Below are 26,176 nucleotides of genomic sequence, written 5' to 3'. Positions count from 1 at the left end.
CACAAGGCATGGCTTCATGCTGAATGAGGGCCTTCAAAAGAGGGTCCGACATGTGCGACACAAGTGACAAAACCACCGCTACTCCCACAGTTCAGATCGCCCCCCGCCTGCGCGTGACCGAGCGGCGCTTTCCTCATAAAGGGGCGCAAACCGGCTGGCATCGCCACGCGTACGACTATGTCGTGGTGCCGCTTTTCAATGGCCAGCTGCGGATTGAACTTCCCGGCGGAGAGGAGATGATCCTGAACTGCGCCACGGCGCACCCTATGCACGCGACATCGACACCGAGCATAACGTGATCAGCGACAATGACTTTGAATGCGCCTGCACAGGGGGACCACTTTTTGCTGCCCAATCTGACCCGACTTGACTTTTGCAGTTCAATTACCCCGCAAGGTGCGATAGCCAGTTTTCATGATTGATGTGCTGCTTCAGACCCTGCCGTTTTTCGCCCTGATTGGCCTGGGCTTTGCAGCGGCCGCCCGTGGTTTTTTCCCCCCTGAGGCCACCGCCTATCTGACCCGTTTCGTGTTCTATTTCGCCCTGTCGGCCATGCTGTTTCGCTTTGCCGCCAACCTGACCCTGTCCGAGGTCCTGAACTGGCCGTTCATCTGGGCCTATGCAGCAGGAGGGGCCGTGGTCTATGCACTGGCGACAATCGTCGCTTTGATCCGCCGGGTTGGGGTGGAGGAAGCCGCGGTCGAGGCGCAATGCGCGGTGATCGGCAATACCGGCTTTCTGGGCGTGCCGATGCTCGCACTTCTGTTGGGAGAGGCCGCAATTGGCCCGGTCATGCTGGTCCTCGCCGTGGATCTGTTCCTGTTTGGCAGCCTGATCGTGATTTTGATCACCGGCCACCGGGATGGCAGGGTCAGCCCGGCCGTGCTGATCAGCGTGGCCAAAGGGCTTGCGACCAACCCGATGATCGTGTCCATCGCCCTGGGCTTTGCCTGGTCTTCCACCGGATGGGCATTGCCTGTGCCGGCAAGCCGCTTTCTCGAAATCCTGTCGGGGGCCTCCACCCCCGGCGCCCTGTTTGCCATTGGCGCGTCGCTGGCGGTGAAATCAGCTGAACGCCTGTCGGTGGCGAGCTGGCTGAGCTTTGCCAAGCTGGTGCTGCACCCCGCAGCGGTTGCGTTCTTTGCCTTGGTTGTCTTTGATGTCGCCGCCTATCCGGCAGGGGTCATGATTGCCGCCGCAGGGCTTCCGGTTGCGGGCAATGTCTATATCCTTGCGCAGCATTACAATGTTGCCCCCCATCGCGCCTCGGCTGCGATCCTTATCTCTACACTCCTGTCGATCCTGACGGTTTCCGCCATTCTAGCCTGGGTAAGCTCATGATCCTTCTCACCGGTGCCTATCGCCTTTTCTTCCCCGCCGCCGCCCTGTTTGCCGGACTGGCCATTCCGCTTTGGCTGATGATGTTCATGGGGGCTTCGGATGTGATGAGTGACCCCTACCTGTGGCACCAGCACGAGATGCTGTTTGGCTATCTGCCTGCTGCCATTGCTGGTTTTTTGTTCACCGCCATCCCGAACTGGACCGGACGCCCGCCGCTGGGGCCGGTAGCACTTGCGCTTTTATTCACCCTTTGGGCCTCTGCACGGGTGGCGATGTTTTTGGCGCCCGAAGCGGCCTGGACCCATCAGCTTGCCGTGGCCTTCCTGCCGGTGGTAGCCGGGCTCGCACTTGGAAACCTGATCCTCTCCCAAAACAGCCGGAATTACATTGTCGCAGCGGTGGTCTTTGCGCTTGGGCTGGCGCAGGCAATGTTTTTGTGGACCGATGCCGATCTTGGACTGACCGCTGGCTTTGCCATGGCCTTTGTCCTGATGGTGCATATTGGGGGACGCGTCACCCCGGCATTCAGCCGCAACTGGCTGCGTCAGCGCAAGGCGCCGCGTGTTCCGGCCCCCTTCGGCCGGGTGGATCAGGTGGCCATCACCCTGACCGCGGCCACCGCGCTGGGTTGGGTGTTTATCGGGGCGACACCTTTGGTGGGCATGCTCGCCGCCGCCACTGCGGTTGCGCTGGCGCTGCGCCTGTCGCGCTGGTGCGGCCTGTCTGTCCTGTCCGAGCCGCTTTTGTTCGCGCAACATGCAGCCTATGGCTGGTTGGTGATCTCCATGGCCCTGCTGGCGCTGCACGGGCTGGGTGAAATGGCCACCGCAAGCCAGCTGCGCCACGCGATTGGCGCAGGGGCCATCGGTTCAATGACAGTGATCGTGATGCTGCGCGCAATGCTGGGCCATTCCGGGCGCCCGCTGGTGGGCAGCAAGCTGGACGTGGCTTTGCTTCTGTGCATTCACTTGGGCGCGGCGATCCGTGTCATGGCGGATTGGTTTGGCACCCCCATCGGGTTCATCCACGCAGGTGGCACATTCTGGGCGCTTGGCATGATCCTGTTTGCAATCCGTATCATCCCCATTGCGCTCACACCGCGCCTGCAAAGCTGAGGCACTTTCCAGTTCATAACCGGTCGCGAATGGGGATCCACGGCCGCAGATTTTACGCTACGGTTCGACTTACACACACGCACGCCGCGCCAGGACCATAATCTTTCAGAGGACTGCACAGATGGAAACTCTCTCTCAAAACGCCTGTTTCGGGGGCGTTCAGGGCGTTTATCGCCACAAATCCGATGCCACCGGCACCGATATGACCTTTGGTCTGTTCCTGCCCGCCGAGGCGCAGGATGGGCCGGTACCGGTGCTGTGGTATCTGTCCGGCCTGACCTGCACCCATGAAAACGCCATGACCAAGGCCGGAGCACAGGCCTGGGCCGCGAATGAAGGAATTGCCCTGATCTTCCCCGACACGTCGCCGCGCGGTGACGGTGTGGCCGATGATGACGCCTATGACCTTGGTCAGGGGGCCGGCTTTTATGTAAACGCCACCGAAGCCCCCTGGGCTCCGCATTTCAACATGTGGGACTATATCACCGAAGACCTGCCCGAGCTGGTCTTCAACCAATTTGCGCTCGACGCGGATCGACAAGGCATCACCGGCCATTCGATGGGCGGGCACGGGGCGCTGACCATTGCCATGACCCTGCCTGAACGCTTCCGCTCCGTCTCGGCCTTTGCACCGATCTGTAATCCGACCGCATCGGATTGGGGCACCAAGCAACTGGGCGCCTATCTGGGCAGTGACAGCACCAAATGGGTGGCACATGATGCCAGCCTCCTGATGAAGAACAATGGGTTCGAAGGCCCCATGCTGATTGACACCGGCACCAAGGATCAGTTCATCGACCTCCTGAAGCCCGAAGCCCTGGCCCAGGCCATTGCCACCCGTCGCCAGCAGGCAGTGTTCCGCATGCAGCCCGGCTATGATCACAGCTATTTCTTCGTCTCAAGCTTCATGGAAGACCATGTCAGCTTCCATGCCGAAGCCCTCTACGCTTAACGCCAGCGCAGCCGGGCGGGAAAGGAAACAGCGATGATCTATGTCGATGCCGATGCCTGCCCGGTCAAAGCCGAAGCCGAAGCGGTGGCCACCCGCCATCACCTCATGATCTATTTCGTCTCAAATGGCGGGTTGCGCCCTTCGCAAAACCCGCTGGTCGAGATGATCTATGTCGCCGACGGGCCTGACGTGGCAGATATGTGGATCGCCGAACGGGTGGGCAAAGGTGACGTGGTGGTGACGGGCGACATTCCACTTGCTGCCAAATGCGTAGAGGCCGGTGCGCAGGTGTTGCGCCCAAATGGCGAAGCTCTGACCCCGCGCAATATCGGCCAGACACTTGCCACCCGAGACCTGATGGCTGACCTGCGTGCGGCAGATCCATTCCGCCAGGGCGGCGGCAAACCGTTTTCCAAGGCGGACCGCTCGCGCTTTCGCGATGCGCTGGAACGCGCCGTGCAGGCCGCCAAACGCCTCTGAGCACAGATATCTTTCCGTAGGGGAATGGGGCAAAGCCACCCATTTTTCCCCTTAATCAAAGCTCACCATTCGGTTTTATCAGAGGCAACAGGGTGCATACCCGACAGTGAGTGAGGGAAAGATGGAACTTCTGATCAGCCTTATCGCAGGAGCCGTGGGCGGCAACGTTGCGGGTAAAACCATCGGGTCTATCAATCAGGGAACCCTGATCAATTCGATCGCCGGTATCTTGGGCGGCGGCCTTGGCGGGCAGTTGCTGACCATGGTGGGGGCCGGTGGCCTTGCCGGGGGCGGCATGGACCTCGTGGGGATCATCGGCCAACTCGCCTCGGGTGGCGTCGGTGGCGGTGTTGTGCTGGCCATTGTCAGCCTGATCCGGAATGCCATTGCAAAATAATGCTTTGCGGTCAAACCGAGCAGGGTATTTGACACAGGCTATTTCAGGTTTGTTTTATGAGTGCAGGGGGGGGCGTCATGCCTCCCCATTTTCATTGCGCTGTCACGCGTTTCAAGTTTATCCCGAACCGGGTTAGGTCCGCCGGGCGATTTCGGTCACTGTCTGCCCCAGAATGACCGCCCCCGCCGCGCCGATCACCCCACCCGCAACACGGTTGAGACGCTGCAAGGCCGTGGGGCTTTTCATCATTCCCCGCGCCTTGGCCGCAAGAAATGCATAGGGCGTGAGCGTGGCGAACAGAACCAAAAAGGTCAGAACCGACAGCTTCGCCCAGGTCAAAAGGCCAATAGTTTCAAGGTCAACCAAGGTGGGCAGCAAGGCGAGGTAAAAGACAATGGGCTTGGGATTGGACAGCGTCACCGCAATCCCAGCAAAAAAGGCCCGCGCGGCCCCGTGCCCCTTTTCCCTGTGCACCTGCGTCAGCCCCGCCTCACTGCGCCAGAACTTGTAGGCCAGATAAAACAGATACAGCCCGCCCAGGATCTTGACCGCGATAAAGGCATCGGCAAACACCCGGGCCACCGCAGCCAACCCGGCAATTGCAACGCTCAGATAAATGATGTCCCCGATGGCGATTCCCACCAGCATGACCATCGCCACCCGAAATCCTCCCCCCAGAGATTGCCCCACAAGTGCAGCAATACCGGGCCCCGGAATTACCGCCGCAATCGACAGGGCAAGAGCATAGGTCAACAGGGGGGTGATACTCTCCAACGGACGGCTCCTCAGTCCAGATCCCGCAGGACCCTAAAGCGTTTCGATGTTCACATGAGACAGGAAAAAGTCGAAACGCTGCAAGAGAGATCAATGTCGTGGGCGTTTCGGAATAACCATGTGCGTCAAGTTTGTCCCGAAACGTTTTAGGGGCTGCCGATCAAGCAGACAAGGCAAATGACACGCTTTTTAGCCGAATTCGTCGCCTCTTCCCTTGCTTAACCACGCGTCGCTTTGTAGGCATGAAACGACGCATCAAAGAGGGCCTTCTCATGCCGCATAGCGACCCGAAAACCCTTGTTTCAACCAATTGGCTTGAAACCCACCTGAAAGATCCCGACCTGCGGGTGATTGACGCCAGCTGGTTCATGCCCGACATGGAGCGGGACGCAAAGGCGGAATATGACGCCGCGCATATCCCGGGCGCACGCTATTTCGACATCGATGAAATTTCTGACCTGCGGTCAGACCTGCCACATATGGTCCCGCCGGTTGAAAAGTTCATGTCGCGGATGCGCGCGATGGGCATTGGCGATGGGCATCAGGTGGTGGTCTATGACGCGCTGGGCATGTTTTCGGCCGCGCGCGTCTGGTGGATGTTCCGCCTGATGGGCAAAATGGATATCGCGGTGCTGGACGGCGGTTTCCCGAAATGGCAAGCCGAGGGGCGCCCGGTCGAGGACCTGTCCCCGGTGATCCGGGACCGGCATATGAGCGTCAGCCGCCAGGCCCATATGATCAAGGACGTCACCCAGGTCGCAGCAGCCTCCAAGCTGGGGGATTACGAAATCATCGACGCGCGCAGCCCGGATCGCTTCCGTGGCGAGGTGACTGAACCGCGCGAAGGTCTGCGCTCAGGCCATATCCCCAACTCGAAAAACCTGCCCTTTGGCAAGCTGTTCAATGCCGACGGCACCATGAAGGACGAGGCCGGCATTCGCGCCGCCTTTGACGCAGCCAACGTGGACCTTGCCAAACCCGCCATCCTGTCCTGCGGGTCCGGCGTGACCGCCTGCATTCTGGCCTTGGCACTGGAACGCATCGGCCATGACCGCCACGCCGTCTATGACGGAAGCTGGTCGGAATGGGGCATGTATAACGATCTGAAAGTCGCAACCGGAGAATAACGCGATGTTCAACACCCTCAAGGCACAGCCCGTCGATAAGATCATGGCGCTGATGCAAATGTATCGCGAGGACCCTCGTGAAAACAAAATCGACCTCGGTGTCGGCGTTTACAAGAACGCCCAGGGTGTGACCCCGGTCATGCGCGCCGTGAAGGCCGCCGAAAAGGTGCTGTGGGACGTGGAAGGCACCAAATCCTACACCGGTCTGGCCGGAGATCCCGCCTATGGCAACGCGTTGTCCGATCTGGTCCTGGGCAGTGCCAAGGATGGCTCTCGCCTGTCGATGGCCGCGCAACCCGGCGGGACCGGCGCCATCCACCAGGCGGTGGAGCTGATTAAAATGGCCAACGCCGATGCTACCATCTGGCTGTCCGCCCCCACCTGGCCAAACCACCCCTCGATCATCAAGCATCTCGGCATGACCATGGCCGAATACCGCTATTTCGACAATGAAACCCGCGCAGTGGATTTCGACGGGATGATGGATGACCTGAAGGGCGTGAAAGCCGGTGACGCGGTGCTCTTGCACGGCTGCTGCCACAACCCGACCGGTGCCAACCTGAACCTTGAGCAATGGAAAGAGGTCGCAACCCTTCTCGAAGCCAAAGGTGCCATTCCCTTCATCGACATCGCCTATCAGGGCTTTGGCGACGGGCTGGAAGAAGACGCCGCCGGTGTGCGCCTGATTGCTCAATCCGTGCCTGAAGTGATGATCGCCGCCAGCTGCTCGAAAAACTTCGGGATTTACCGCGAGCGCACCGGGCTGCTGATGACCCTGTCCGCCAACGCCGATCAGGCGGGTGTGACCCAGCAGAACCTGACCCACCTGAACCGCCAGAACTTCAGCTTCCCGCCCGACCACGGTGCACGCCTTGTAACGATGATCCTGGAAGATGACGGCCTGAAAGCGGACTGGATGGCAGAGCTGGAAGAAGTGCGCCTTGGCATGCTTGGCCTGCGCCAGCAACTGGCGGACGAGCTGCGCACGCGCACCAACTCCGACCGCTTCGGCTTTGTCGCCGAGCACCGCGGCATGTTCTCACGCCTGGGTGCCACGCCCGAGCAGGTCGAGAAAATGCGCGTGGACCACGGTATCTACATGGTCGGCGATTCGCGCCTCAACATCGCGGGCCTCAACGCAGACACCGTGCCAATTCTCGCCGAAGCGATTGTGGCGGCTGGCGTGTAAGCCACCCCTTCCACAGCAACAGAAATCAAAAGGGGGCGTAAACCGCGCCCCCCTTTCTTCTTCCCTGTCGGACTTGCGTCCCCTTCGGCATGCGCCTTGGTTTTCTTCTTGGACCAAATACTCTCGCCGAAGGCATTGCCGCGCCAAAGGCGTGGCAACCTCTTCCTTAGCTGTTGGTGAACTCTGGATAGGCTTCCATGCCAAGCTCGGCCACATCCAACCCGCGCATCTCATCATCTGCGTCCACCCGCAGACCAACCACAGCTTTGATCAGGGTGAAGAGGATGTAGCTGACCACAAAGGTGAAGCCACCGATGGCCGCAAAGCCAATGATCTGGGTCACAAAGCTCGCATCAGCATTTGTCCAGGCCACAATGAAGGTGCCCCAGAAACCCGCAATCAGGTGGACCGGGATGGCACCGACAACGTCGTCGATCTTCAGCTTGTCCAGCATCGGCACCGCATAGACCACAATCGCGCCACCAACGCCGCCAATGATCAGCGCCTGAAACAGCGAGGGTTCAAGCGGCTGCGCGGTGATCGACACAAGACCCGCCAGCGCACCGTTCAAAACCATGGTCAGATCCGGCTTGCCAAAGCTCACCTGCGTGAGGATCAGCGCGACAACAGCCCCGGCCGCGGCAGCCATATTGGTGTTGGCAAAGATCCGGCTCACGTCACTCACATCGCCAATGGTGCCCATCGCCAGCTGCGAGCCGCCATTGAAACCGAACCAGCCGAGCCACAGGATGAACGTCCCCAGCGTGGCCAAAGCAAGGTTCGAACCGGGCATGGCGATCACGCGGCCATCTTTGTATTTGCCCAGACGCGGCCCCAGCACCAGCACCCCGGCAAGGGCTGCGAACCCACCCGCCGCATGCACAAGCGTTGAGCCTGCAAAATCCTGGAACCCCAGGCCATCCAACCAGCCACCACCCCATTTCCACGAGGCTTCGATCGGATAGATCACCCCGGTCAGGACCACCACGAAAAACAGGAACGGCCACAGTTTGATGCGTTCCGCCAGCGTACCCGACACGATCGACGCAGTGGTGGCACAGAACATGAGCTGGAAGAAGAAATCCGACCCGACCGAGGCATAGCTCACATCCGCCACATCGGCCCCGCCCCCTACTGGTTCAAGCGCAGCGGGCGCAATTGCCCCCAGAAATCCCGGAATGATCCACGCATCGCCCGGATACATCAGCCCGTAGCCGACCAGCCAATACAGGATCGCCGCCAAGGAAAAGAGCGCCACATTCTTGATCAACTGCATGGTCACATTCTTTGACCGAACAAGACCGGCCTCAAGCATCGCAAAGCCCGCTGCCATCCAGAAAACAAGAAAGCCGCCGATCAGAAACAGAAGTGTCGTGAAAATGAACTGGCTGTGGGCCATCGCCTCACCATCTGCCAGCGCCACCCCGGGGAGCATCCCGATCCCCACTGCAAGTAGTGCTTTTTTCATGTCCATCTCCTCAGATTGCATCCATATCCGTTTCGCCCGTGCGCACCCGCATGGCACTGGCGACATCCAGAGTGAAAATCTTGCCATCCCCGATCTTGCCAGTCTGGGCTGACCTGGCGATGGTGGCGACCACCGCGTCCGCCAGATCATCCGCCACCACAATTTCCAGCTTCATCTTCGGCAGGAAATTCACGTCATATTCCGCCCCGCGATAGATTTCCGTATGTCCGGCCTGCATGCCGAACCCTTTGATTTCCGTCACCATCATGCCGCTCACTCCAAGCCCCACGAGCGCCTCACGCACCTCGTCGAGCTTGAATGGCTTGATCGCTGCAATGATCAGTTTCACGCCTTTCTCCTTTTCGTATTCCAGGTGGCGCAAAACCAAATCACGCCGTCCCCCCTATCGGGGCGCCTTTGCCGGGAAATAGGCAGGGGGACGGTCGGGAAAGCCGGGATTTATTGGGCGGAAAACGAAGGCTGCGAAAAAATGCTGCGCGTGCAAAACGGGTTTGCCCATTTTTTCACCATTGGGAAAGCGTGCGGTTCCTTGCGCAATCACCGTGGGAAAGCTCGCTCAGGGGACAGGATCGGGCTACACAGATCGGTGTTGATTCGTTACCTTGGCCCCAACGAGCAGACCTGGACCGCAAAACCGGCCCCCAAAACTGGACCTGACTATAATGAGCCAATCCGGCCGAAAACGCCCCGTTCTGGTGGCGGACAAACGCTACCCGTCTCCCGCAGCAGCTGCCAAAAAGCCTGCTGCAAAGAAACCGGCGAAGGCAAAATCCCCCAAACGCAGCCCCAGACCAAATGGCGGGGGTGGCAATAAGGGTGGCGGCGGCATCCTGATGTGGCCGGTCCGCATGGTGCAATGGCTGATCCGGTTGACGTGGAGGCTGATCTGGAAAGGGGCGCTTGTTGTGGCGCTGATTATCGGTCTGGCCGTGTTCTATTTCGCCTCGACCATGCCGGAACTGACCGCCATGCTGGACGGGCGGGCCAAGGGGTCGGTGACCATTCTGGACCGATACGGGCAGGTTTACGCCTGGCGCGGCGATCAGCGTGGCGGCACCGTGACCACAGAAACTGTCAGCCCATATCTGCGCGATGCGGTTGTGGCCTCGGAAGACAAACGCTTTTACCGCCACTTGGGCGTCAGCCCGCGCGGCGTTGCCTCTGCCATTCGTATCAATATGCGTGAAGGGCGCGGGCCCTTGTCTGGCCACGGGGGCTCAACCCTCACCCAACAGGTGGCGAAGCTGCTTTGCCTTGGCGTGCCCTACGACCCGGACCAGTGGGAGAGCGAGGCCGATTACGAAGCAGATTGCCGCCGAGGCTCTCTGTGGCGCAAGATCAAGGAAGCGGTCTATGCGATGGCGTTGGAGGCAAAGTTCTCCAAGAATGAAATCCTGACCATCTATCTGAACCGCGCCTATCTGGGCGCGGGGTCACACGGGTTTGACGCAGCCGCACGCCGGTATTTTGCCATTCCCGCATCCGACCTGACCCCGGCACAAGCGGCGATGCTGGCTGGTATGCTGCCCAAACCGTCGATTTATGCACCGACCAACGACCTGAAACGCTCTCAGGATCGTGCGGCCACCGTGCTACGTTTGATGCGTGAACAGGGCTATATCTCAACCGCAGACGAAAAGAAGTATCAGGACAATCCCGCCACCTTGTCCGCCGCAGCCAAGGCGCAGGCAGGGGGGTATTTTGCCGACTGGATCATGCGCGACCTGCCCGCCTTCCTTACCCGCAAAACAACCGAGGATGTGGTGATCAAATCCACCCTCGACCCGGCTATCCAGACCGCCGCCGAAGACGCTATCGACTGGGTGTTCGAAAACAAGGTGCGCGAAGGATCAAAAGCCCAGGCCGCCATTGTGGTGATGAGCGCCGACGGCGCCGTGCGTGCCATGGTGGGGGGGCGCGAAAAACGCGTCGTGGGGGCGTTCAACCGGGCCACCCAGGCAAAGCGCCAGACCGGCTCTTCGTTCAAACCTTTCGTTTATGCGGCGGCCCTGGATCTGGGCTATAATTGGAATGATTTCGTGCTGGACGAGCCCTATTGCCTGAACGTTCCCGGCTCTGGCCAATGGTGCCCGAAAAACTACACCCGCAAGCATTACGGCAATGTCAGCCTGACCGAGGCACTGAGCAAATCCCTGAACGTCCCCGCCGTGAAGATTTCTGAAACCGTGGGACGAGAGGCCGTCAGAACCGTGGCCGAGAGCTTTGGCATTGAAAGCGACCTCGCCGCCGGGCCGGCTCTTGCATTGGGGGTGTCGGAAAGCTCGCTGCTGGAAACCACCGGGGCCTATGCCGGGATCCTCAATGGCGGGTCATCGGTCACCCCTTACGGGCTGACCGAACTGACATTGGTGGGCGACAAGGACCCGTTGATGACGCAGACAGGCGGCATGGGTGAGCGCGTTATCACCCCCCGCGCAGCCGAGCAGCTGGTCTATATGATGAACCAGGTTGTCGAAAAAGGTTCGGGCTTTCGCGCACAGATCAAGGGGCGTGAAGTGGCCGGGAAAACCGGCACCACCCAAAGCGCCAAGGATGCATGGTTTATCGGGTTCACGGCCGATTACGTGGCCGGGGTCTGGATGGGATATGATGACAACACCCCGCTGAAGGGCGTCACCGGCAGCGGCCTGCCCGCCGAAATCTGGCAACACGCCATGGCCAAAATCCATACAGACCTCCCCGCCCGCCCCCTTCCCATGATCCGCCCCAATGCAGCCCCTCAGTTTGAAGGCGATACGTTTTCATCCGATACCGGAACGGCGCCGCGTGCCCCCTCGCAGGAAGGCACCAATCTGGGGGATGTGGTTGAGGATGTGCTGATCAATGTGATCCGCGGCATCTTTGGCCAGGGGAATTGAGGCGTCGACAATTGAGGCCCGGAGAATTGATCTGACCGAAAGGATCGGGGGATCGACCTTGCGACCCCAAAATCGCGTTGCAGATCCCCCTCAGCAATGACATGTGAGGCCCGCAAATCGCCCAACGCGAATCAAGGTCGGAGCCCCATATGAACTGGTTGATTGATGCCGCTGCCGTGATGGTCATTCCTGCGGTCCTCCTGTCGTTCTGGATAACGTCCCGACGTCAGGAATTTGCAGCACTGCGGGCCAGCGGGCAAAAGCTCGACCTGCGTCTTGCGACCCTTTACGCGGGCTATCAGCGTCCGTTCGGCGATCCGCTGCGCGCCAGCCACATCCGCATGGCCCGGATCGGTTTCCTGCATTGGGCAATGATGCTGGCAGGGTTCATGATCGTTTTTGCCGCTGGCATGTCATCGCTGCTGCTGAGCTGAGCCGCCCCGCCCACAAAAAAACCCGACCCACGATGGGGCCAGGTTTTACTCTTTGACCGGATACGCCAATCAGTATTTGGCCAGATCCCGGATCAACAGATCCAGATCCCCCTTGCGCTTGTCCAGCATGGCGCCGATTTCCTTGCGCTCGGATTTCACGATCGAGATGCCTTCGACCTGCATATCGATAAATTTGCCATTTTTCGAGGACACGATGAATACCACATCGAAGGGCGCCTTGCCCTGCAATTTGGTCATGGTCAGAACTTCGAAACGGCTTTTCACCTGTTTGGAGCTGACCACCTCGATCTTGCCCCCTTCGAACTCACGAAAACGGCTGCCGTAGCGATTTGCGATATACCCGGTGAAGGCCTTGGTGAACGCGCTTTTCTGCGATGCCGAGGCCGAGCGACCGTCAACACCCAGTGCGGCCAGTGCGATAAAGTCGGTATCCGCATATTGCCGGAACACCCCTTCAAAGCGACTGATCATCTTGCTTTCCGACATGCCGGAATTGATGATCGAGTTGATATCCGCAACCACCTTGCCAATCAGCTTTTCAGCCTGACCAGCGGAAATCGCTGCAAGCGCCGCCCCCGGCAAAGCAACCATGGCGGCCATGCCAGCCAATACCGTGCGTCGGTTCATGAATGTCATCTTACCCATCATACGCCTCATACAAATCATCAAGTTCACCATCTTCGACCACCTGCCCCAACTCATACCGGCGGCTGTCGAGATAATAGAGCTGCAAGGTCGCGTAGCCGTCGCCCTCGCTGTAAAGAATGCTGTCAACACTATCGGCGAAATCATAGCGATCACCGAATTTCGACATCACCCAAGCACCTTTCGGCACATTGGTCCAGCCCGTCGGCAAAACATAGCCGAGCGGGTTCATCACGAAATCTCCGACAATGCCAAGCGTGTCGCGTTCGGTAGAGGCCCCAAAGAAGGGCAGCACCACGTAATCCCCTTCGGCCATGCCCCAGACATGCAGGGTTTCGCCAAAATCACTCTCGCGTTCTTCCAGTCCGATATCGCTGGCCACGTCAAACAATCCCAATAGACCAAAGGCACTGTTGAACAGGAAACGCACCGTATTGTGCACCGCGTCGTCGATCTGCCCCTGCAGCAGCTTGTTCACCACAGCTCCCGGAAGGCTGGCGTTATCCGCGAAATTGGCAACCGCCGTGCGGGTTGGTTTCGGGACCTGGCCATAGACCTGCGCGGCCGGACTGACCAGCATCCGGTCAAGAGTGATATTCGCCTTATGAGTGCGCCGGTTCTGCGCCTCATGCGGGTCATCATATCCGGCAGGCACAGGCGCCTTGGCACAGGCGCCCAGCACAATCAGCATGATCGCGGCAAAAACATGCGTCTTTTTCATCGTCAGCAGCCAGACAAGCCACGTCCGAATCCCAGTGGCCTGCCCCCTTTAAGTGGTATATATACCCAACAAACACATAGAGATTGGGACGTGAATGCCCAGAGGGCAACGGTTTTGAAGGCTGAGATGTGACTATTTGGCGACAGAATGCCAAGCACGCTCTGAGTGATATTTTTGTACATTATGAAGGTTATTTGAGTATGTTGGGTGAACGAAATCGAGGTACGATGCGACAGGACATTCTGGAAAACGGCAAAGAGGAACTGCGCCGTGTGTGGCGTAATTACCGGGGATTACTTGTGGCTGCCGGAGTTTTCTCTGTTGTCGTCAATCTGCTCATGCTGACCGGTCCGATCTACATGCTACAGGTCTATGACCGGGTGCTGGGATCACAAAGCATTGAAACACTGGTCGGGCTGACACTTGTCATGGCCTTCCTTTTTCTTGTTATGGGGGTGCTTGATTACACCCGCGGCAGGGTTCTTGGTCGGATCGGCGCGGGCTTTCAGACCGATCTGGAACGACGGGTGTTCTCCTCCTCTCTGCGGCGGTTGGCCAAACACTCCGGCACCGCCAGCCACAGCAATAGCCTGCGGGATCTGGAAGCCGTGCAGCGCTTTGTCTCCAGCCCTGTTTTTACGGCTGTGTTCGATATTCCCTGGACGCCAATTTTCCTTTTGGCAATTGCCATTTTCCACCCATGGCTGGGGGCTCTGGCGGTTGCCGGTGGCCTGGTTCTGGTGGTCATCGCGATCCTGAACCAGATCCGCACCCTGCCCCCTGTCGCCCAGGCACAGGCGGCAAGTTCCCAAGCTGAACACATGCTGGCACAGCTCCAGGCCGAGGCCGAGATGATCCGCGCGCTGGGAATGCAGGATGCCGCCTTTGATCGCTGGTATCAGGTCCGCCATCGCGCCCTTGTCGAAAATCTGACCAGCGCAGATCAATTGGGCCGCTTCTCGGCCCTGTCCAAGACATTCCGACTGTTTTTGCAATCTGCCATGCTGGGGCTGGGCGCATACCTGGCCATTCAGGGTGAGATCTCCCCCGGCGCCATGATCGCAGGCTCCATCCTGCTGGGTCGCGCACTTGCCCCGGTGGATCTGGCCATTGGGCAGTGGCAGGTGGTGCAACGCGCGCGTTCGGGCTGGCGGGGACTGTCGGAACTCCTTGCGGAAATCCCGCAAGATCCCAAGCGGATGCAACTGCCGCGCCCCCGCGCGGAACTGACCGCTGAAAACGTTACCGTGGTGCCGCCGGGACAGAACGCGGCCAATCTGCGGATGGTGAATTTTTCACTCGCTCCAGGGCAGGCGCTCGGGGTCATCGGTCCTTCCGGGTCCGGCAAGTCAACACTTGCGCGGGTCATCACCGGCGCCTGGTCACCAGCAGGAGGGAAAATGCGTCTGGATGGTGCCGCACTAGAACAGTTTGATCCCGCTGTTTTGGGGCAGCATATCGGGTATCTGCCGCAACGCATCACCCTGTTTGACGGCACTATTGCGGAAAACATCGCCGGGCTGGCCCTGCGGCCCGACCATGAAAAGGTGGTTGAGGCCGCTCGCCGGGCTGATGCACATGACATGATCCTGCGCCTGCCTGACGGTTATGACACCCATATCTCCGGGTCCGGCGGCATGTTGTCCGGTGGGCAGATGCAGCGCATCGGCCTGGCCCGCGCGCTTTACGGCGAACCCGTGGTTTTGGTGTTGGATGAGCCGAACTCGAACCTTGATAATGAAGGGACACTCGCCCTGAACAAGGCGATCCGAGACATCAAATCCCGGCAGGGATGTGTCATCATCATGGCCCACCGCCCCGCAGCCATTGCCGAATGCGACCTGCTTTTGATGCTGGAAGCGGGGACAGTGCGCAGCTTCGGCCCGCGCGATGAAATTCTCGCCAGACATGTGAAAAACGCCCAGCAGATCAGATCCCAACAGGGGCAAGGAGGCGTGCAATGACACAGCCCTCCCCCACCAGCCCCTTCTCTGCCCGACGCCCCCTGACCCTTGGCATCCTGGCGCTGATCTTCCTGATTGGCGGGTTCGGGTCATGGTCACTCCTGGCCAGTATCTCAGGTGCGGTGATCATTCCCGGCGCCATCGAAGTCGAGCAGAACCGGCAGATTGTGCAGCATCCCGATGGCGGCGTTGTTGCGGATATCAAAGTGAAAGAAGGGGATCTGGTAGAGGCTGGCGAAGTCCTGATCCGGCTGGATGCCACCCTTCTGCAATCCCGTCTAAATGTGGTCGAAGGCCAGTATTTCGAACTATTGGCGCGCAGCGCGCGGCTGGTTGCGGAAAGGGACAATCTGGACACGCTCAGCTTTGCGCCGGAACTTCTGAATGCAGCACAAACCCATCCAGACATCGCCGCGCTGGTGGCAGGACAGGAACGCCTGTTTGTCTCCCGCCGCGCAACACGCGCCTCACAGACCGAACAACTGCGCAAACGCGCAGGCCAGATCAACAGCCAGATCTCCGGCCTGCAGGCACAGGAAACGGCGCTGAACCGGCAGCTGGAATTGATCCGCGCAGAATTGGCCAGTCAAAAATCGTTACTTGAAAAAGGCTTAACTCAGGCCAGCCGGGTTCTGGCACTGCAACGCGAGGAGGCCTCTCTGGCCGGCCGCATCGGAGAACTTATTGCAGGGCGTGCGCAGGCCGCCGGGCGTATGACCGAGATTGAGCTGCAGATTACCCAGCTTGCGGCCCAAGGACGCGAAGAGGCAATTTCCGCGCTCCGCGACATGGAAACCACCCGGCTGGAACTGGCCGAACAACGGATCAGTCTACGTGAACAGATGCGTCGCCTCGACATCCGCGCGCCCGTGTCCGGCGTGGTGCATGGGATGCAGATCTTTGCCGAACGCTCGGTGCTGCGACCGGCCGACACGGTGCTGTTTCTGGTACCGCAGGACCGCCCCCTGCGCATCGCCGCACAGGTCAGCCCGCTGCACATAGATCAGGTCCATGTCGGACAGGAAGTGCGGCTGCAGTTTTCAACCTTTTCCACCCGTACCCCCCCCGATCTGCTTGGAACCGTGGTCACCGTTTCCCCTGATGCGTTCCGCAATGAAAGCACCGGGGAAAGCTTCTATCGCGTCGAGATTGCGCTGAAGGAGGGTGAAATACAGAAACTGCCCGAAGGGGCCACCTTACTGCCCGGCATGCCGGTGACAGGCTTTGCCCGAACGCAGGAACAGACACCATTCGCCTATCTGGTGAAACCGTTCACCGATTATTTCACCAAGGCGTTTCGGGATCGCTAATGGACGCATTTCGCCTTTTCCCAACCCCGGAAGCAGGCTAGCGTCCGGGGAAATGACATGAGGAGAGACGCGACATGAGCGGATTTGAACAACGACTGGCCGAAATCGGCGTCACCCTGCCCGACGCCCCTGCCCCCGCCGCCAACTATGTGCCTTATGCACAGGTCGGCAACCTGGTGCATGTCTCCGGGCAGATCTCGATGAAGGATGGCGCTTTCATCGCCGGAAAACTGGGGCAGGACCTGGATGCAGAAGCCGGGGCCGCCGCCGCCCGCCAATGCGCCATTGCCCTGTTGGCACAGGTCAAGGCCGCTTGCGGCGGAGACCTCGATCGTCTGGTTCGTGTGGTAAAACTGGTGGGTTTTGTAAACTCGACAGCTGATTTTGGAGATCAGCCCAAGGTGATCAACGGCGCGTCCGACTTTATGGTCGAAGCTCTCGGAGACGCCGGTCGTCATGCCCGTTCCGCCGTTTCGGCAGCCAGCCTGCCCTTCGGCGTTGCCGTGGAAATCGAAGGGATTTTCGAAGTCAAATGACGCCCCTTCCCCCCTCATTCTTCACCGCTCCCATCGCACACCGCGCTTTTCATGACGTGAAAAATGGCCGGCCGGAAAATTCCCGCGCCGCGATCGAAGCGGCGGTGGAGCGCGGTTACGGCATCGAGATTGACCTGCAATTGTCAAAGGACCGGCAGGCAATGGTTTTTCACGACTATGATCTCGCCCGCCTTGCTGACGCAACGGGACCCATTCAGCAGCGCCGCGCGGATGAGCTTGGCGCCATTGGGTTGCGCGGCGGGAATGAGGGGATCCCCAGCTTTGACGAGGTGTTGGCGCTGGTGGCGGGGCGGGTTCCGCTTCTGGTCGAGATCAAGGATCAGGACGGGGCAATGGGGCCACGCACCGGCCAACTGGAACAGGCTGCGGCCCAGTGCCTGGAACACTACAAGGGGGATGTGGCAATCATGTCCTTCAACCCCCATGCCATCGCCGAATTTGCAAAACACCGACGCGATCTGCCGCTTGGACTGGTCACCTGCGCCTATTTGCAGGAGGACTGGCCCTTGCTGCCCGCCGCGACCCGTCGCCAACTGCGCGACATCCCGGATTTTGACCGCGTCGGGGCGAGTTTCATCAGCCATGACATCAATGACCTGACCAACCCTGCGGTGCGTCGGTTGAAGGATCGCGGATTGCCGGTTCTGTGCTGGACGGTGCGTTCGCAAGAGGTCGAAAAGACTGCCCGACAGATTGCAGACAACGTGACCTTCGAAGGGTACGAGGCTTGACCCCCCGCGCGGTGGCTGCCTCAATGGGCCGGTGACTGACAGCCAGATCGAAATCCGCGCCCATGCTTCACTTTCCGCCATTTCTGCTGCGGATTGGGATGCCTGTGCCTGCCCCGAGGCCATAAACGGGCGGGCCTTTGACCCGTTCACCACCTATCGCTTTCTCTCTGCCCTCGAAAAATCCGGCAGCGTCGGGGGGCAAAGCGGCTGGCAGCCGCATTACCTGACGGTTCACACGGAAGGGCAGTTGATCGCCTGCGCGCCGCTTTACGCAAAATCCCACAGCCAGGGCGAATATGTGTTTGATCACAGCTGGGCCAATGCTCTCGACCGGGCAGGTGGGCGATATTACCCCAAACTGCAAATCGCCGTCCCCTTCACCCCGGTCACCGGGCGTCGCTTCCTGACCCGGCCGGGATATGACAGCATCGGGCGCGCAGCCCTGGTGCAGGGGGCGGTTCAGATCGCCGCTGACAATGAGCTTTCATCGCTCCACATCACCTTTTGCACCGAAGAGGAACGCAAGGCGGGTGAAGCGATGGGCCTTTTGCCACGCGACGGGGTGCAATATCATTTCGCAAATTCCGGGTTTGCGGATTTTGACAGCTATCTGGACAGCCTGACCTCTCGCAAACGCAAAGCGATCCGTAAGGAACGGAGGGTCGCGCAGGGTTTTGGCGGCGAGATTGTATCCCTGACCGGAGCGGAGCTGCGCCCGGAACACTGGGATGCCTTCTGGTCCTTTTATCAAGACACCGGGGCGCGCAAATGGGGCAGCCCCTACCTGACCCGAGCGTTCTTTGATCTTGTCCAGGAAGAGATGCGCGATGATGTGTTGCTGCTTCTGGCCCAGCGAAATGGGGCACCGGTCGCGGGCGCGTTGAACTTCATCGGTCGAGACACGCTTTTTGGTCGTTATTGGGGGGCAACCGAGCATCACCCCTGCCTGCATTTCGAACTGTGCTATTATCAGGCCATCGAATACGCCCTGCGCCACGGGCTTTCTCGGGTCGAAGCCGGGGCACAGGGCGAACACAAACACGCACGCGGCTATATCCCCACGTGCACCCATTCATTGCACTGGATTGCCGATGAAGGTTTGCGCGCGGCAATTGACCGTTTCCTGCGCGAGGAGGCCGCGTTTCTTCGTGAGGACATGGAGGCCTTGCAGGAGCTGAGCCCGTTTCGCAAACCCGCAGAGGACGAAAGATGACACAGCTGACTGAGGAAGAACGCAACACGCACTTGCCGCCGCTTCTGAACAATGGGTGGCGTATCACCGATGATCGTGACGCCATCCACAAGGCATTCCGGTTCTCCGACTTTGTCGATGCATTTGGCTTCATGACCCGCGCCGCGTTTTTTGCCGAAAAATGGAACCACCACCCGGAGTGGTCCAATATCTACAATATTGTGGATGTAACGCTTACATCCCACGACGTCGGTGGGCTCAGCCTGCGCGATGTGAAGCTTGCACAAAAGCTTGATGCGCTTGCGGGCTAGGATTTTCTGCTGAAATCGTTAAAGCATTTCGGGATAGACACAGGGCGGGTCCAGAAGGCCCGGATCAGGAGAAGAACATGAGCCATATCATTGTGATCGGTGCAGGTCAGGCGGGCGCATCCCTTGTGGCGAAGCTGCGCAATTCCGGCTTTGACGGGCAAGTGACCCTGATTGGTGAAGAGAGTGCCCCCCCTTATCAACGCCCGCCCCTGTCCAAAGCCTATCTCTTGGGGGACATGGCGCTTGAACGGCTCTACCTGCGGCCCGAAAGTTTTTATGCAGAGCAGGACATCACGTTGCGGCTCGGCACCCGCGTGGACGCGATTGACGTTGCCGCAAAACAGGTGGTGATCGGTGATGAACGCCTTGCCTATGACCAGCTGGCTTTGACCACCGGGTCCGCCCCGCGTCACCTGCCCGCCGCGATTGGCGGCGATTTGGCAGGCGTGCATGTGGTCCGCACGCTCGGTGACGTCGACAGGATGGAACCCGAGTTTTCCGAAGGGCGCCGGGTGTTGATTGTCGGCGGTGGTTATATCGGGCTGGAGGCCGCAGCGGTTGCCGCCAAAAAGGGGCTTCAGGTCACGCTGGTGGAAATGGCAGACCGGATCCTGCAACGGGTTGCGGCACCGGAAACCTCCGATTATTTCCGCACACTGCACACGACCCATGGGGTCAGGATCCTGGAGGGGGCCGGCCTGGAAACCCTGACCGGAGAGGGGCGCATCTCGGGCGCGCGGCTTTCCGATGGGACCGCGCTTGAGGTGGATTTTGTCATTGTTGGCGTCGGGATCACTGCAAACACCACCCTCGCTGAAGCAGCCGGGATTGAGATCGAAAACGGGATCAAGACCGATGCAAAGGGGCGCACATCAGCCCCCGACATCTGGGCGGCCGGGGACTGTGCTTCCTTCCCGTATCGGGGCGAGCGGATCCGGCTGGAAAGTGTGCCAAACGCAATTGATCAGGCGGAAGTGGTCGCGCGCAACATGATGGGGGAGGACGTGGAGTATCTGGCCAGGCCCTGGTTCTGGTCCGACCAATATGACGTAAAACTCCAGATCGCGGGTCTGAACACAGGATATGATCAGGTGATCACGCGCTCCGGCGACAAAGAGGGCGCAGTCAGCTTTTGGTATTATCAGGGCGACACGCTTTTGGCGGTGGATGCTGCCAATGATCCACGCGCCTATATGATTGGAAAACGGCTTATCGAAGCCGGAAAGTCACCAGCCCCGAAGGCCGTAGCGGACCCAGGTATTGAACTGAAGTCGTTGATGTAATGCGGATTATTTCTGGCAGATTTCGCGGGCTCGCACTGGCAAGCGTTGGCAAAGGGGATGCGGGGGCCCATCTGCGCCCCACCACCGACCGGGTGCGCGAGAGCCTTTTTTCCATGCTGACAGGTGGTCGGTTTGGCGACCCGATCAATGAGGCCCGCGTGCTGGACCTGTTTGCGGGGACCGGCGCGCTGGGGCTCGAGGCGCTTTCACGCGGGGCCGCCCATGTCACGCTGGTGGATGATGGGCGAAAGGCTCTTTCTCTCATCCGGGAAAACATCGCCAAATGCCGCTGTCAGGACGAGGTGACAGTGGTCAAACGGGATGCCACCCGACTGCCGGAAGGCACGGCGCATAACCTGATCTTCCTTGACCCACCTTATGGCAAAGGTCTGGGAGAAAAGGCACTGACCTCAGCCATCGCCGGGGGCTGGATCGCGCCGGATGCGGTGATCGTCTGGGAAGAAAACACCGAGATCACCCTGCCAGAGGGCATCCGGCTACTGGACAGCCGCCGCTATGGCGACACGGTGATTTCGATCTGCGAGCCGGCGCAATAAACCGCCGCCTTCCGGTATCACTCCCAGGTTGGGTGGAACTTTCCTGCGGGGGAGAGGGTGAAGATTTCACACCCTTCTGCGGTCACGCCAACCGAGTGCTCAAACTGAGCTGACAGGGATTTGTCGCGGGTGATCGCGGTCCAGTCATCACCCAGGATCCTTGTGTCAGGGCGACCCAGATTGACCATCGGTTCAATGGTGAAAAACATCCCTTCCTCCAGGACCGGACCGGAGCCTGGCCGACCGTAATGCAGCACGTTGGGGGGGGCGTGGAACACCCGTCCCAGACCATGCCCGCAGAAGTCACGCACCACGGACATTTTCTGCGCTTCCACGTATTTCTGGATCGCGTGCCCGATGTCACCAAAGGTGTTGCCCGGCTTGACCGCTGCAATCCCTTCCATCAGAGCCTGATGGGTGACATTGATCAGGCGGTCCGCGAAGGGTTTGATATTGTCGACTTTATACATACGTGACGTGTCGCCATACCAGCCGTCAACAATCACGGTCACGTCGACATTCAGAATATCACCGTCGATCAGTTCATCATGTTTGCGCGCAGATTTCTCGTTCTTGCCTTTCGGCACTTTCGAGCCGGGGATACCGTGACACACCACGTGATTGAGCGAGATGCACGAGGCGTGTTTATACCCTTTGTAACCGATCGTGGCGGACACGGCGCCCGCTTCGTCCACCATATCCTCGATCGCCTTATCAAGCTCAGCCGTGGTCACCCCCGGCGCCACCATCGGTGCAATCCGGTCGAGGATCTCAGCAGCCAGTTGGCCCGCCGCCTGCATGCCTTCAAAATCCTCGGGGTTATAGAGGCGGATCCCTTCCCTGGTCACGCGCATCTTGTCATCCATCGACGTCATCCTTCAACGTATCCCGGGCCGCATGGCCCCTTTGCGCCTTAAATAGGCCAGTCAGGCGAGAATCGCCAGAGGCTTGCCAATATCGACACCTTCCGGACTGATCACCGTATCATAACAGATCACCTCAACCCCTGCCGCACGGGCCTGATCAAAAGCTGCGGCATAGGTCGGGTCGATATCCCGGGCAAGGTCGAAACGATCGCAATCCGTGCGCTGAACCAGATAGAACATCACCGCCCGATGCCCTTCCCCCACCATTTTTTCCAGTTCAGCCAGATGCTTGGCCCCGCGGGCGGTCACACTGTCGGGAAATTCGGCCAGCCCCGCCTCGCGCGAAAGGGTGACGGATTTCACTTCGACATATGTCAGCGCAGCGCCTTGCAGCAGGAAATCTATCCGGCTCTTCTCGCCATATTTCACCTCAGGTCGCACCTGATCATACGCCCCCAGTTCAGGAAAGGCGCGGGCCTCAAGCGCCGCTTTCAGCGCACGGTTTGGAACAGAGGTGTCTACCCCCGTGAAATGCCCGTTCTCGTGCTCCACCAGGCGCCAGCCGAATTTGAGCTTTTTCTTGGGGTCCTCATTGGGCTCCAGCCAGATCCGGCTGCCGGGCACCGCCAGCCCCATCATCGAACCGGGATTTGCGCAATGCGCGGTCACCTCGCTTCCATCCTCAAGCACTGCATCCGCCAGAAAGCGTTTGTAGCGTTTGACCAGGCGGGCGGGGATCAGGGGGGTGGGAAATTGCATATCCCCGGCCTATACCGAAGACAGAAAAGGAGCAAGTGATGGCAAATCCCACCGCCGCCATGCTAGTCATTGGCGATGAAATCCTGTCGGGACGCACCCGCGATGCAAACATGCATTATCTGGCAAGTGAATTGACCCAACGCGGCATTGACCTCAAGGAAGTGCGGGTGGTGCCGGACGAGGCGCCGACCATCATTGGCGCGGTGCGGGCTTTGTCCAGCACCTATGACCATGTGTTCACATCCGGTGGGATCGGCCCGACCCATGATGACATCACCGCCGATTGCATTGCCGAAGCATTTGACGACCATATCGACATTCGCGCCGATGCCCATGATCTTCTGGCAGCCTATTACGCGCGCGAGGGACGTGAATTCAACGCCGCGCGCCAGCGCATGGCGCGGATCCCCGATCGCGCCACGCTGATCGACAACCCGGTATCCATCGCCCCGGGGTTCACGCTTGAAAATGTGCATGTCCTAGCGGGCGTGCCCAGCGTCTTCAAAGCGATGGTGGCGAGCGTGCTGCCACAACTCACCGGCGGGGCGCCGCTTATATCGCAAACCCTTCGTATCAATCGCGGCGAAGGCGATCTGGCGGGACCACTTGCCGAGGTCGCTGCGAAATTTTCCGATTTGTCGATTGGCTCCTACCCATTCATACATGAAGGGGTGTATGGTGCGAATATCGTGCTGCGCGGCACCGAGCCCGCGCGCCTGTCTGATGCCATGACCACCCTTAAACAATTATTCCCGGAGGACAAATGACCGCCAACGCCAAGCTGCATCTGGAATTGCCCAGCGCCGAAACGCTGATCGAGGTCTGCGAAGCGACCTGGCCTGCCGCGAGCACCGATCGTATCGGCGCCTGGATCGTGCGCGACGGGCAAGGGGGTGGAAAACGTGTTTCCGCCGCAACCGAAAACTGGCCGACCACCGAAGCCGACCTGCCTGCGGCCGAAAAAGCGATGCGGGATATGGGCCAAGCCCCCCTGTTTCAGATCCGCGCAGGTGACGAACATCTGGATGAGATGCTGGAAACCCATGGGTATGATCGGGTGGACGAGGTAAATATATGGGTCTCTCCGATTGGGGACCTGTCCCGCGAAACCCCTCCTCCGGTGTCGGCTTTTGCGATCTGGCCAAAGCTTGCCGTGATGCAGGAGCTGTGGGAACGCGGTGGGATTGGCGAAGGGCGCCAGGCCGTGATGGAGCGTGCAAACTGCGTCAAGACCGGCCTGCTGGCACGCACGGATGACACCCCGTCAGGTGTCGGGTTTGTGGGCATTCATGACGACATCGCCATGGTTCATGCGCTGCATGTCGATGAGGAGTTGCGCCGGATGGGCACCGCGCGCAACCTGCTGCGCCAGGCAGCGATCTGGGCCGAGGAACATGGTGCCAAATACCTGTCTCTGATCGTCACGCAGGGCAACCACGCCGCCAACCCGCTTTACGCCGACCTTGGCATGCATCTGGTGGGCCATTACCATTATCGCGCAAAACAAGCCTGAGGAGCAGAAGATGGGGCAGAAAACAGAACGGGTAACGGCGCTGGATCTGCCAATGGTCGATCCGCTGCCTGAGGATATTCAGAAATATTTCGACATCTGCGACGAGAAGCTTGGCCTCGTGCCAAATGTTCTCAAAGCCTATGCTTTCGACATGGAAAAACTGCGCCCCTTCATGGCGATGTATAATGAGCTGATGCTGGGGGAAAGCGGACTGACCAAGCTGGAACGCGAGATGATCGCTGTGGTGGTCAGCTCGGTCAATCGCTGTTGGTATTGCCAGGTGGCCCATGGGGCGGCGGTGCGCGAGCTGTCCGGGGACCAAAAGCTGGGGGAGGCGATGGTGATGAACTGGCGCGTTGCCGATCTGGATGATCGCCAGCGCGGCATGCTGGCCTTTGCCGAAAAAGTCACGAAATCCTCTGCGGAAATCGAAGAACATGACCGCCAGGCCCTGCGCATACTGGGCTTTTCCGACCGGGACATCTGGGACATCGCCGCAACCGTGGGCTTTTTCTCAATGTCCAACCGAATGGCCTCTGCCGTTGGGATGAAACCGAATGACGCCTATCACGCAAGCGCCCGGTAACACGACCATTTCTGCCACGATGATACGTCCTGTGCTCAGTCTGGTTCTGACCCTTTCCATGGCCCTGCCTGCGGCGGCATTGGAGTTGCCGGCGGGCGCGGTCAGAACCAATGAAATCACGCTCAGCCCCGCGGAATTTGCCCGCGCGAGGTTTGACGGAACAAAGGTTCCCCTGTTCACGCCGCCCGGCGAGATGCGGATAGAGGCGTGGCAGATCATCGGTAATGAACAGACCAATTTTCAATTGCTGACCCCGTTGCTCGATCAACTCTCGGAACAGGGATACCAGCAGGTGTTTCGCTGTCAGGCGGTGTCCTGCGGGGGCTATGATTTCCGTTTTGAGGTCGGGAAGTTTGGCGCACCGGATCTGTTCATTGATCTGAGCGCCTTTCAATATGCCACCTTGCGCAAGGGCGATGACTTTGTGGGGCTGCTGGTCAGCCACGGGGGCACCGATGGGTTTGTTCAGATATCTCGCTCTCAGACGGGCAGCCCCCCAACCAGTGTCAGCACCACCCCGGCCCGAAACCAGACCTTTGGGGACCTTGGGACAGAGCTGAACACAAATGGACATGTCGTCTTGACCGAGGTCAGTTTCGACACGGGGTCCTCAACCCTTGCCGCTGGATCAAATGCGCAGCTGGCAGACCTGGCCCAGTTTCTGACCGATGCTCCAGATGCCCGCCTTGCGCTGGTTGGCCACACCGATGCCGAAGGCAGCCTTGAGGGCAACATCGCCCTGTCGCACAAACGCGCAGCCAGCGTGCGCGCCCGACTGATCGAGGAGTATGGCATCTCTTCCACACGCCTGCAGGCAGACGGGGTTGGCTATCTTTCCCCCATCGCCAGCAACCTGACTGCGGAAGGGCGCGAGCTGAATCGTCGCGTCGAAGCGGTCTTGCTGAACACCGAGTAACGCCTGACTGCAAAAAAAGAGCAGCACGGGGAAGCCCGGCTGCTCAGTTGTCCCAAAGACGGTAAAT

At 59.6% G+C, this 26,176-nt stretch carries 29 protein-coding genes; 22 read left to right on the top strand and 7 right to left on the bottom strand.

Annotated features, from left to right (window positions below; translation table 11 throughout):
* Positions 1-50 precede the first annotated feature (50 nt).
* The 6 genes from AKJ29_RS01665 (at position 51) to AKJ29_RS01640 (ending at position 4,285) form a co-directional block, all read left to right on the top strand.
* On the top strand, positions 51-299 hold the full coding sequence (locus AKJ29_RS01665; protein ID WP_217642112.1) for a cupin domain-containing protein: 249 nt from the start codon (positions 51-53) through the stop codon (positions 297-299).
* Between the two features lie 115 nt (positions 300-414).
* Positions 415-1,341 (top strand): AEC family transporter, encoded by a 927-nt coding sequence (locus AKJ29_RS01660; RefSeq protein WP_055187431.1) that lies wholly within the window; start codon positions 415-417, stop codon positions 1,339-1,341.
* Positions 1,338-2,456: an NnrS family protein gene (locus AKJ29_RS01655; protein ID WP_055187430.1), complete on the top strand. Its 1,119-nt coding sequence runs from the start codon at positions 1,338-1,340 to the stop codon at positions 2,454-2,456. Before AKJ29_RS01660 ends, AKJ29_RS01655 begins: the two co-directional genes overlap by 4 nt.
* Before the next feature lie 121 nt (positions 2,457-2,577).
* Positions 2,578-3,408 (top strand): S-formylglutathione hydrolase, encoded by an 831-nt coding sequence (fghA, locus tag AKJ29_RS01650; RefSeq protein ID WP_055187429.1) that lies wholly within the window; start codon positions 2,578-2,580, stop codon positions 3,406-3,408.
* A gap of 33 nt (positions 3,409-3,441) precedes the next feature.
* Entirely contained in the window at positions 3,442-3,888 is a 447-nt protein-coding gene (locus AKJ29_RS01645) for a YaiI/YqxD family protein (protein ID WP_055187428.1), read from the top strand.
* 121 nt (positions 3,889-4,009) lie between these two features.
* Entirely contained in the window at positions 4,010-4,285 is a 276-nt protein-coding gene (locus AKJ29_RS01640; RefSeq protein WP_055187427.1) for a hypothetical protein, read from the top strand.
* Positions 4,286-4,417: 132 nt separating this feature from the next.
* On the opposite strand, the gene AKJ29_RS01635 is transcribed toward AKJ29_RS01640, so the two are convergent.
* On the bottom strand, positions 4,418-5,059 hold the full coding sequence (locus tag AKJ29_RS01635) for a LysE family translocator (RefSeq protein WP_055187426.1): 642 nt from the start codon (positions 5,057-5,059) through the stop codon (positions 4,418-4,420).
* A gap of 272 nt (positions 5,060-5,331) precedes the next feature.
* Here AKJ29_RS01635 and sseA point away from each other — a divergent pair, with 272 nt between their 5' ends.
* Positions 5,332-6,186 carry a 3-mercaptopyruvate sulfurtransferase gene (gene sseA / locus AKJ29_RS01630; RefSeq protein ID WP_055187425.1) on the top strand — a complete coding sequence of 285 codons (855 nt, stop codon included), beginning with the start codon at positions 5,332-5,334 and terminating at the stop codon, positions 6,184-6,186.
* 4 nt (positions 6,187-6,190) lie between these two features.
* Positions 6,191-7,375 carry an amino acid aminotransferase gene (locus tag AKJ29_RS01625; protein ID WP_055187424.1) on the top strand — a complete coding sequence of 395 codons (1,185 nt, stop codon included), beginning with the start codon at positions 6,191-6,193 and terminating at the stop codon, positions 7,373-7,375.
* Between the two features lie 166 nt (positions 7,376-7,541).
* On the opposite strand, the gene amt is transcribed toward AKJ29_RS01625, so the two are convergent.
* Together amt and AKJ29_RS01615 are read right to left on the bottom strand one after the other, a co-directional pair.
* The gene (gene amt / locus AKJ29_RS01620; RefSeq protein WP_055187502.1) at positions 7,542-8,849 is read right to left on the bottom strand and encodes an ammonium transporter; all 1,308 of its coding nucleotides are present in this window, start codon (positions 8,847-8,849) and stop codon (positions 7,542-7,544) included.
* 4 nt (positions 8,850-8,853) lie between these two features.
* Positions 8,854-9,192, bottom strand: a complete 339-nt coding sequence (locus tag AKJ29_RS01615; protein WP_055187501.1) for a P-II family nitrogen regulator — start codon at positions 9,190-9,192, stop codon at positions 8,854-8,856.
* A gap of 334 nt (positions 9,193-9,526) precedes the next feature.
* Between AKJ29_RS01615 and AKJ29_RS01610 the strand changes: the two genes are divergently transcribed.
* Both AKJ29_RS01610 and AKJ29_RS01605 read left to right on the top strand, forming a co-directional pair.
* Positions 9,527-11,743 (top strand): transglycosylase domain-containing protein, encoded by a 2,217-nt coding sequence (locus tag AKJ29_RS01610; RefSeq protein ID WP_055187423.1) that lies wholly within the window; start codon positions 9,527-9,529, stop codon positions 11,741-11,743.
* 149 nt (positions 11,744-11,892) lie between these two features.
* Positions 11,893-12,177, top strand: coding sequence for a hypothetical protein (locus AKJ29_RS01605; protein WP_055187422.1), 285 nt, complete (start codon positions 11,893-11,895; stop codon positions 12,175-12,177).
* Between the two features lie 69 nt (positions 12,178-12,246).
* On the opposite strand, the gene AKJ29_RS01600 is transcribed toward AKJ29_RS01605, so the two are convergent.
* Both AKJ29_RS01600 and AKJ29_RS01595 read right to left on the bottom strand, forming a co-directional pair.
* Positions 12,247-12,843: an MlaC/ttg2D family ABC transporter substrate-binding protein gene (locus AKJ29_RS01600; RefSeq protein ID WP_235477219.1), complete on the bottom strand. Its 597-nt coding sequence runs from the start codon at positions 12,841-12,843 to the stop codon at positions 12,247-12,249.
* A complete protein-coding gene (locus AKJ29_RS01595; RefSeq protein WP_055187420.1) occupies positions 12,836-13,564 on the bottom strand; it encodes an MlaA family lipoprotein in 729 nt (242 codons plus the stop codon). The genes AKJ29_RS01600 and AKJ29_RS01595 overlap by 8 nt, the downstream gene beginning before the upstream one ends.
* Positions 13,565-13,791: 227 nt before the next feature.
* On the opposite strand from AKJ29_RS01595, the gene AKJ29_RS01590 reads away from it, so the two are divergent.
* From AKJ29_RS01590 to rsmD, 8 genes are all read left to right on the top strand, one after another.
* The gene (locus AKJ29_RS01590; RefSeq protein ID WP_055187419.1) at positions 13,792-15,528 is read left to right on the top strand and encodes a type I secretion system permease/ATPase; all 1,737 of its coding nucleotides are present in this window, start codon (positions 13,792-13,794) and stop codon (positions 15,526-15,528) included.
* Positions 15,525-16,838 carry an HlyD family type I secretion periplasmic adaptor subunit gene (locus tag AKJ29_RS01585; RefSeq protein ID WP_055187418.1) on the top strand — a complete coding sequence of 438 codons (1,314 nt, stop codon included), beginning with the start codon at positions 15,525-15,527 and terminating at the stop codon, positions 16,836-16,838. The genes AKJ29_RS01590 and AKJ29_RS01585 overlap by 4 nt, the downstream gene beginning before the upstream one ends.
* Before the next feature lie 74 nt (positions 16,839-16,912).
* On the top strand, positions 16,913-17,374 hold the full coding sequence (locus AKJ29_RS01580) for a RidA family protein (RefSeq protein WP_055187417.1): 462 nt from the start codon (positions 16,913-16,915) through the stop codon (positions 17,372-17,374).
* Entirely contained in the window at positions 17,371-18,126 is a 756-nt protein-coding gene (locus tag AKJ29_RS01575) for a glycerophosphodiester phosphodiesterase family protein (protein ID WP_055187416.1), read from the top strand. Before AKJ29_RS01580 ends, AKJ29_RS01575 begins: the two co-directional genes overlap by 4 nt.
* 31 nt (positions 18,127-18,157) lie before the next feature.
* Entirely contained in the window at positions 18,158-19,339 is a 1,182-nt protein-coding gene (locus AKJ29_RS01570) for a GNAT family N-acetyltransferase (protein WP_055187415.1), read from the top strand.
* Positions 19,336-19,629, top strand: a complete 294-nt coding sequence (locus tag AKJ29_RS01565) for a 4a-hydroxytetrahydrobiopterin dehydratase (protein WP_055187414.1) — start codon at positions 19,336-19,338, stop codon at positions 19,627-19,629. Before AKJ29_RS01570 ends, AKJ29_RS01565 begins: the two co-directional genes overlap by 4 nt.
* A gap of 77 nt (positions 19,630-19,706) precedes the next feature.
* Complete coding sequence (locus AKJ29_RS01560; RefSeq protein ID WP_055187413.1) at positions 19,707-20,912, top strand: NAD(P)/FAD-dependent oxidoreductase; 1,206 nt, start codon at positions 19,707-19,709, stop codon at positions 20,910-20,912.
* Positions 20,912-21,469: a 16S rRNA (guanine(966)-N(2))-methyltransferase RsmD gene (gene rsmD / locus AKJ29_RS01555; protein WP_055187412.1), complete on the top strand. Its 558-nt coding sequence runs from the start codon at positions 20,912-20,914 to the stop codon at positions 21,467-21,469. Before AKJ29_RS01560 ends, rsmD begins: the two co-directional genes overlap by 1 nt.
* Before the next feature lie 17 nt (positions 21,470-21,486).
* On the opposite strand, the gene map is transcribed toward rsmD, so the two are convergent.
* Together map and sfsA are read right to left on the bottom strand one after the other, a co-directional pair.
* Complete coding sequence (map, locus tag AKJ29_RS01550; protein ID WP_055187500.1) at positions 21,487-22,335, bottom strand: type I methionyl aminopeptidase; 849 nt, start codon at positions 22,333-22,335, stop codon at positions 21,487-21,489.
* Between the two features lie 60 nt (positions 22,336-22,395).
* A complete protein-coding gene (gene sfsA / locus AKJ29_RS01545) occupies positions 22,396-23,094 on the bottom strand; it encodes a DNA/RNA nuclease SfsA (protein ID WP_055187411.1) in 699 nt (232 codons plus the stop codon).
* Positions 23,095-23,132: 38 nt separating this feature from the next.
* On the opposite strand from sfsA, the gene AKJ29_RS01540 reads away from it, so the two are divergent.
* Genes AKJ29_RS01540 through AKJ29_RS01525 form a run of 4 tightly spaced genes read left to right on the top strand, consistent with a single transcriptional unit; the run spans position 23,133 to position 26,109 of the window.
* A complete protein-coding gene (locus tag AKJ29_RS01540; protein WP_055187410.1) occupies positions 23,133-23,861 on the top strand; it encodes a competence/damage-inducible protein A in 729 nt (242 codons plus the stop codon).
* Positions 23,858-24,607 carry a GNAT family N-acetyltransferase gene (locus tag AKJ29_RS01535; RefSeq protein WP_082392474.1) on the top strand — a complete coding sequence of 250 codons (750 nt, stop codon included), beginning with the start codon at positions 23,858-23,860 and terminating at the stop codon, positions 24,605-24,607. Before AKJ29_RS01540 ends, AKJ29_RS01535 begins: the two co-directional genes overlap by 4 nt.
* A gap of 10 nt (positions 24,608-24,617) precedes the next feature.
* The gene (locus AKJ29_RS01530) at positions 24,618-25,193 is read left to right on the top strand and encodes a peroxidase-related enzyme (protein WP_055187409.1); all 576 of its coding nucleotides are present in this window, start codon (positions 24,618-24,620) and stop codon (positions 25,191-25,193) included.
* A complete protein-coding gene (locus tag AKJ29_RS01525; protein WP_082392473.1) occupies positions 25,165-26,109 on the top strand; it encodes an OmpA family protein in 945 nt (314 codons plus the stop codon). Before AKJ29_RS01530 ends, AKJ29_RS01525 begins: the two co-directional genes overlap by 29 nt.
* The last annotated feature ends 67 nt before the right edge of the window (positions 26,110-26,176 follow it).

This window comes from Aliiroseovarius crassostreae (assembly GCF_001307765.1).
In the GTDB taxonomy this organism is placed as follows: Bacteria; Pseudomonadota; Alphaproteobacteria; order Rhodobacterales; family Rhodobacteraceae; genus Aliiroseovarius; species Aliiroseovarius crassostreae.
The sequence above is the reverse complement of the archived record's forward strand: the minus strand, read 5'-3'. Positions and strand labels throughout refer to the sequence as shown.

Bases quoted from the DNA above. Each gene is read 5' to 3' on its own strand.
- AKJ29_RS01665 (WP_217642112.1), top strand. From the start codon at position 51: ATGTGCGACACAAGTGACAAAACCACCGCTACTCCCACAGTTCAGATC.
- AKJ29_RS01660 (WP_055187431.1), top strand. From the start codon at position 415: ATGATTGATGTGCTGCTTCAGACCCTGCCGTTTTTCGCCCTGATTGGC.
- AKJ29_RS01655 (WP_055187430.1), top strand. From the start codon at position 1,338: ATGATCCTTCTCACCGGTGCCTATCGCCTTTTCTTCCCCGCCGCCGCC.
- fghA (WP_055187429.1), top strand. From the start codon at position 2,578: ATGGAAACTCTCTCTCAAAACGCCTGTTTCGGGGGCGTTCAGGGCGTT.
- AKJ29_RS01645 (WP_055187428.1), top strand. From the start codon at position 3,442: ATGATCTATGTCGATGCCGATGCCTGCCCGGTCAAAGCCGAAGCCGAA.
- AKJ29_RS01640 (WP_055187427.1), top strand. From the start codon at position 4,010: ATGGAACTTCTGATCAGCCTTATCGCAGGAGCCGTGGGCGGCAACGTT.
- sseA (WP_055187425.1), top strand. From the start codon at position 5,332: ATGCCGCATAGCGACCCGAAAACCCTTGTTTCAACCAATTGGCTTGAA.
- AKJ29_RS01625 (WP_055187424.1), top strand. From the start codon at position 6,191: ATGTTCAACACCCTCAAGGCACAGCCCGTCGATAAGATCATGGCGCTG.
- amt (WP_055187502.1), bottom strand. From the start codon at position 8,849: ATGGACATGAAAAAAGCACTACTTGCAGTGGGGATCGGGATGCTCCCC.
- AKJ29_RS01610 (WP_055187423.1), top strand. From the start codon at position 9,527: ATGAGCCAATCCGGCCGAAAACGCCCCGTTCTGGTGGCGGACAAACGC.
- AKJ29_RS01605 (WP_055187422.1), top strand. From the start codon at position 11,893: ATGAACTGGTTGATTGATGCCGCTGCCGTGATGGTCATTCCTGCGGTC.
- AKJ29_RS01600 (WP_235477219.1), bottom strand. From the start codon at position 12,843: ATGGGTAAGATGACATTCATGAACCGACGCACGGTATTGGCTGGCATG.
- AKJ29_RS01595 (WP_055187420.1), bottom strand. From the start codon at position 13,564: ATGAAAAAGACGCATGTTTTTGCCGCGATCATGCTGATTGTGCTGGGC.
- AKJ29_RS01590 (WP_055187419.1), top strand. From the start codon at position 13,792: ATGCGACAGGACATTCTGGAAAACGGCAAAGAGGAACTGCGCCGTGTG.
- AKJ29_RS01585 (WP_055187418.1), top strand. From the start codon at position 15,525: ATGACACAGCCCTCCCCCACCAGCCCCTTCTCTGCCCGACGCCCCCTG.
- AKJ29_RS01580 (WP_055187417.1), top strand. From the start codon at position 16,913: ATGAGCGGATTTGAACAACGACTGGCCGAAATCGGCGTCACCCTGCCC.
- AKJ29_RS01575 (WP_055187416.1), top strand. From the start codon at position 17,371: ATGACGCCCCTTCCCCCCTCATTCTTCACCGCTCCCATCGCACACCGC.
- AKJ29_RS01565 (WP_055187414.1), top strand. From the start codon at position 19,336: ATGACACAGCTGACTGAGGAAGAACGCAACACGCACTTGCCGCCGCTT.
- AKJ29_RS01560 (WP_055187413.1), top strand. From the start codon at position 19,707: ATGAGCCATATCATTGTGATCGGTGCAGGTCAGGCGGGCGCATCCCTT.
- rsmD (WP_055187412.1), top strand. From the start codon at position 20,912: ATGCGGATTATTTCTGGCAGATTTCGCGGGCTCGCACTGGCAAGCGTT.
- map (WP_055187500.1), bottom strand. From the start codon at position 22,335: ATGGATGACAAGATGCGCGTGACCAGGGAAGGGATCCGCCTCTATAAC.
- sfsA (WP_055187411.1), bottom strand. From the start codon at position 23,094: ATGCAATTTCCCACCCCCCTGATCCCCGCCCGCCTGGTCAAACGCTAC.
- AKJ29_RS01540 (WP_055187410.1), top strand. From the start codon at position 23,133: ATGGCAAATCCCACCGCCGCCATGCTAGTCATTGGCGATGAAATCCTG.
- AKJ29_RS01535 (WP_082392474.1), top strand. From the start codon at position 23,858: ATGACCGCCAACGCCAAGCTGCATCTGGAATTGCCCAGCGCCGAAACG.
- AKJ29_RS01530 (WP_055187409.1), top strand. From the start codon at position 24,618: ATGGGGCAGAAAACAGAACGGGTAACGGCGCTGGATCTGCCAATGGTC.
- AKJ29_RS01525 (WP_082392473.1), top strand. From the start codon at position 25,165: ATGACGCCTATCACGCAAGCGCCCGGTAACACGACCATTTCTGCCACG.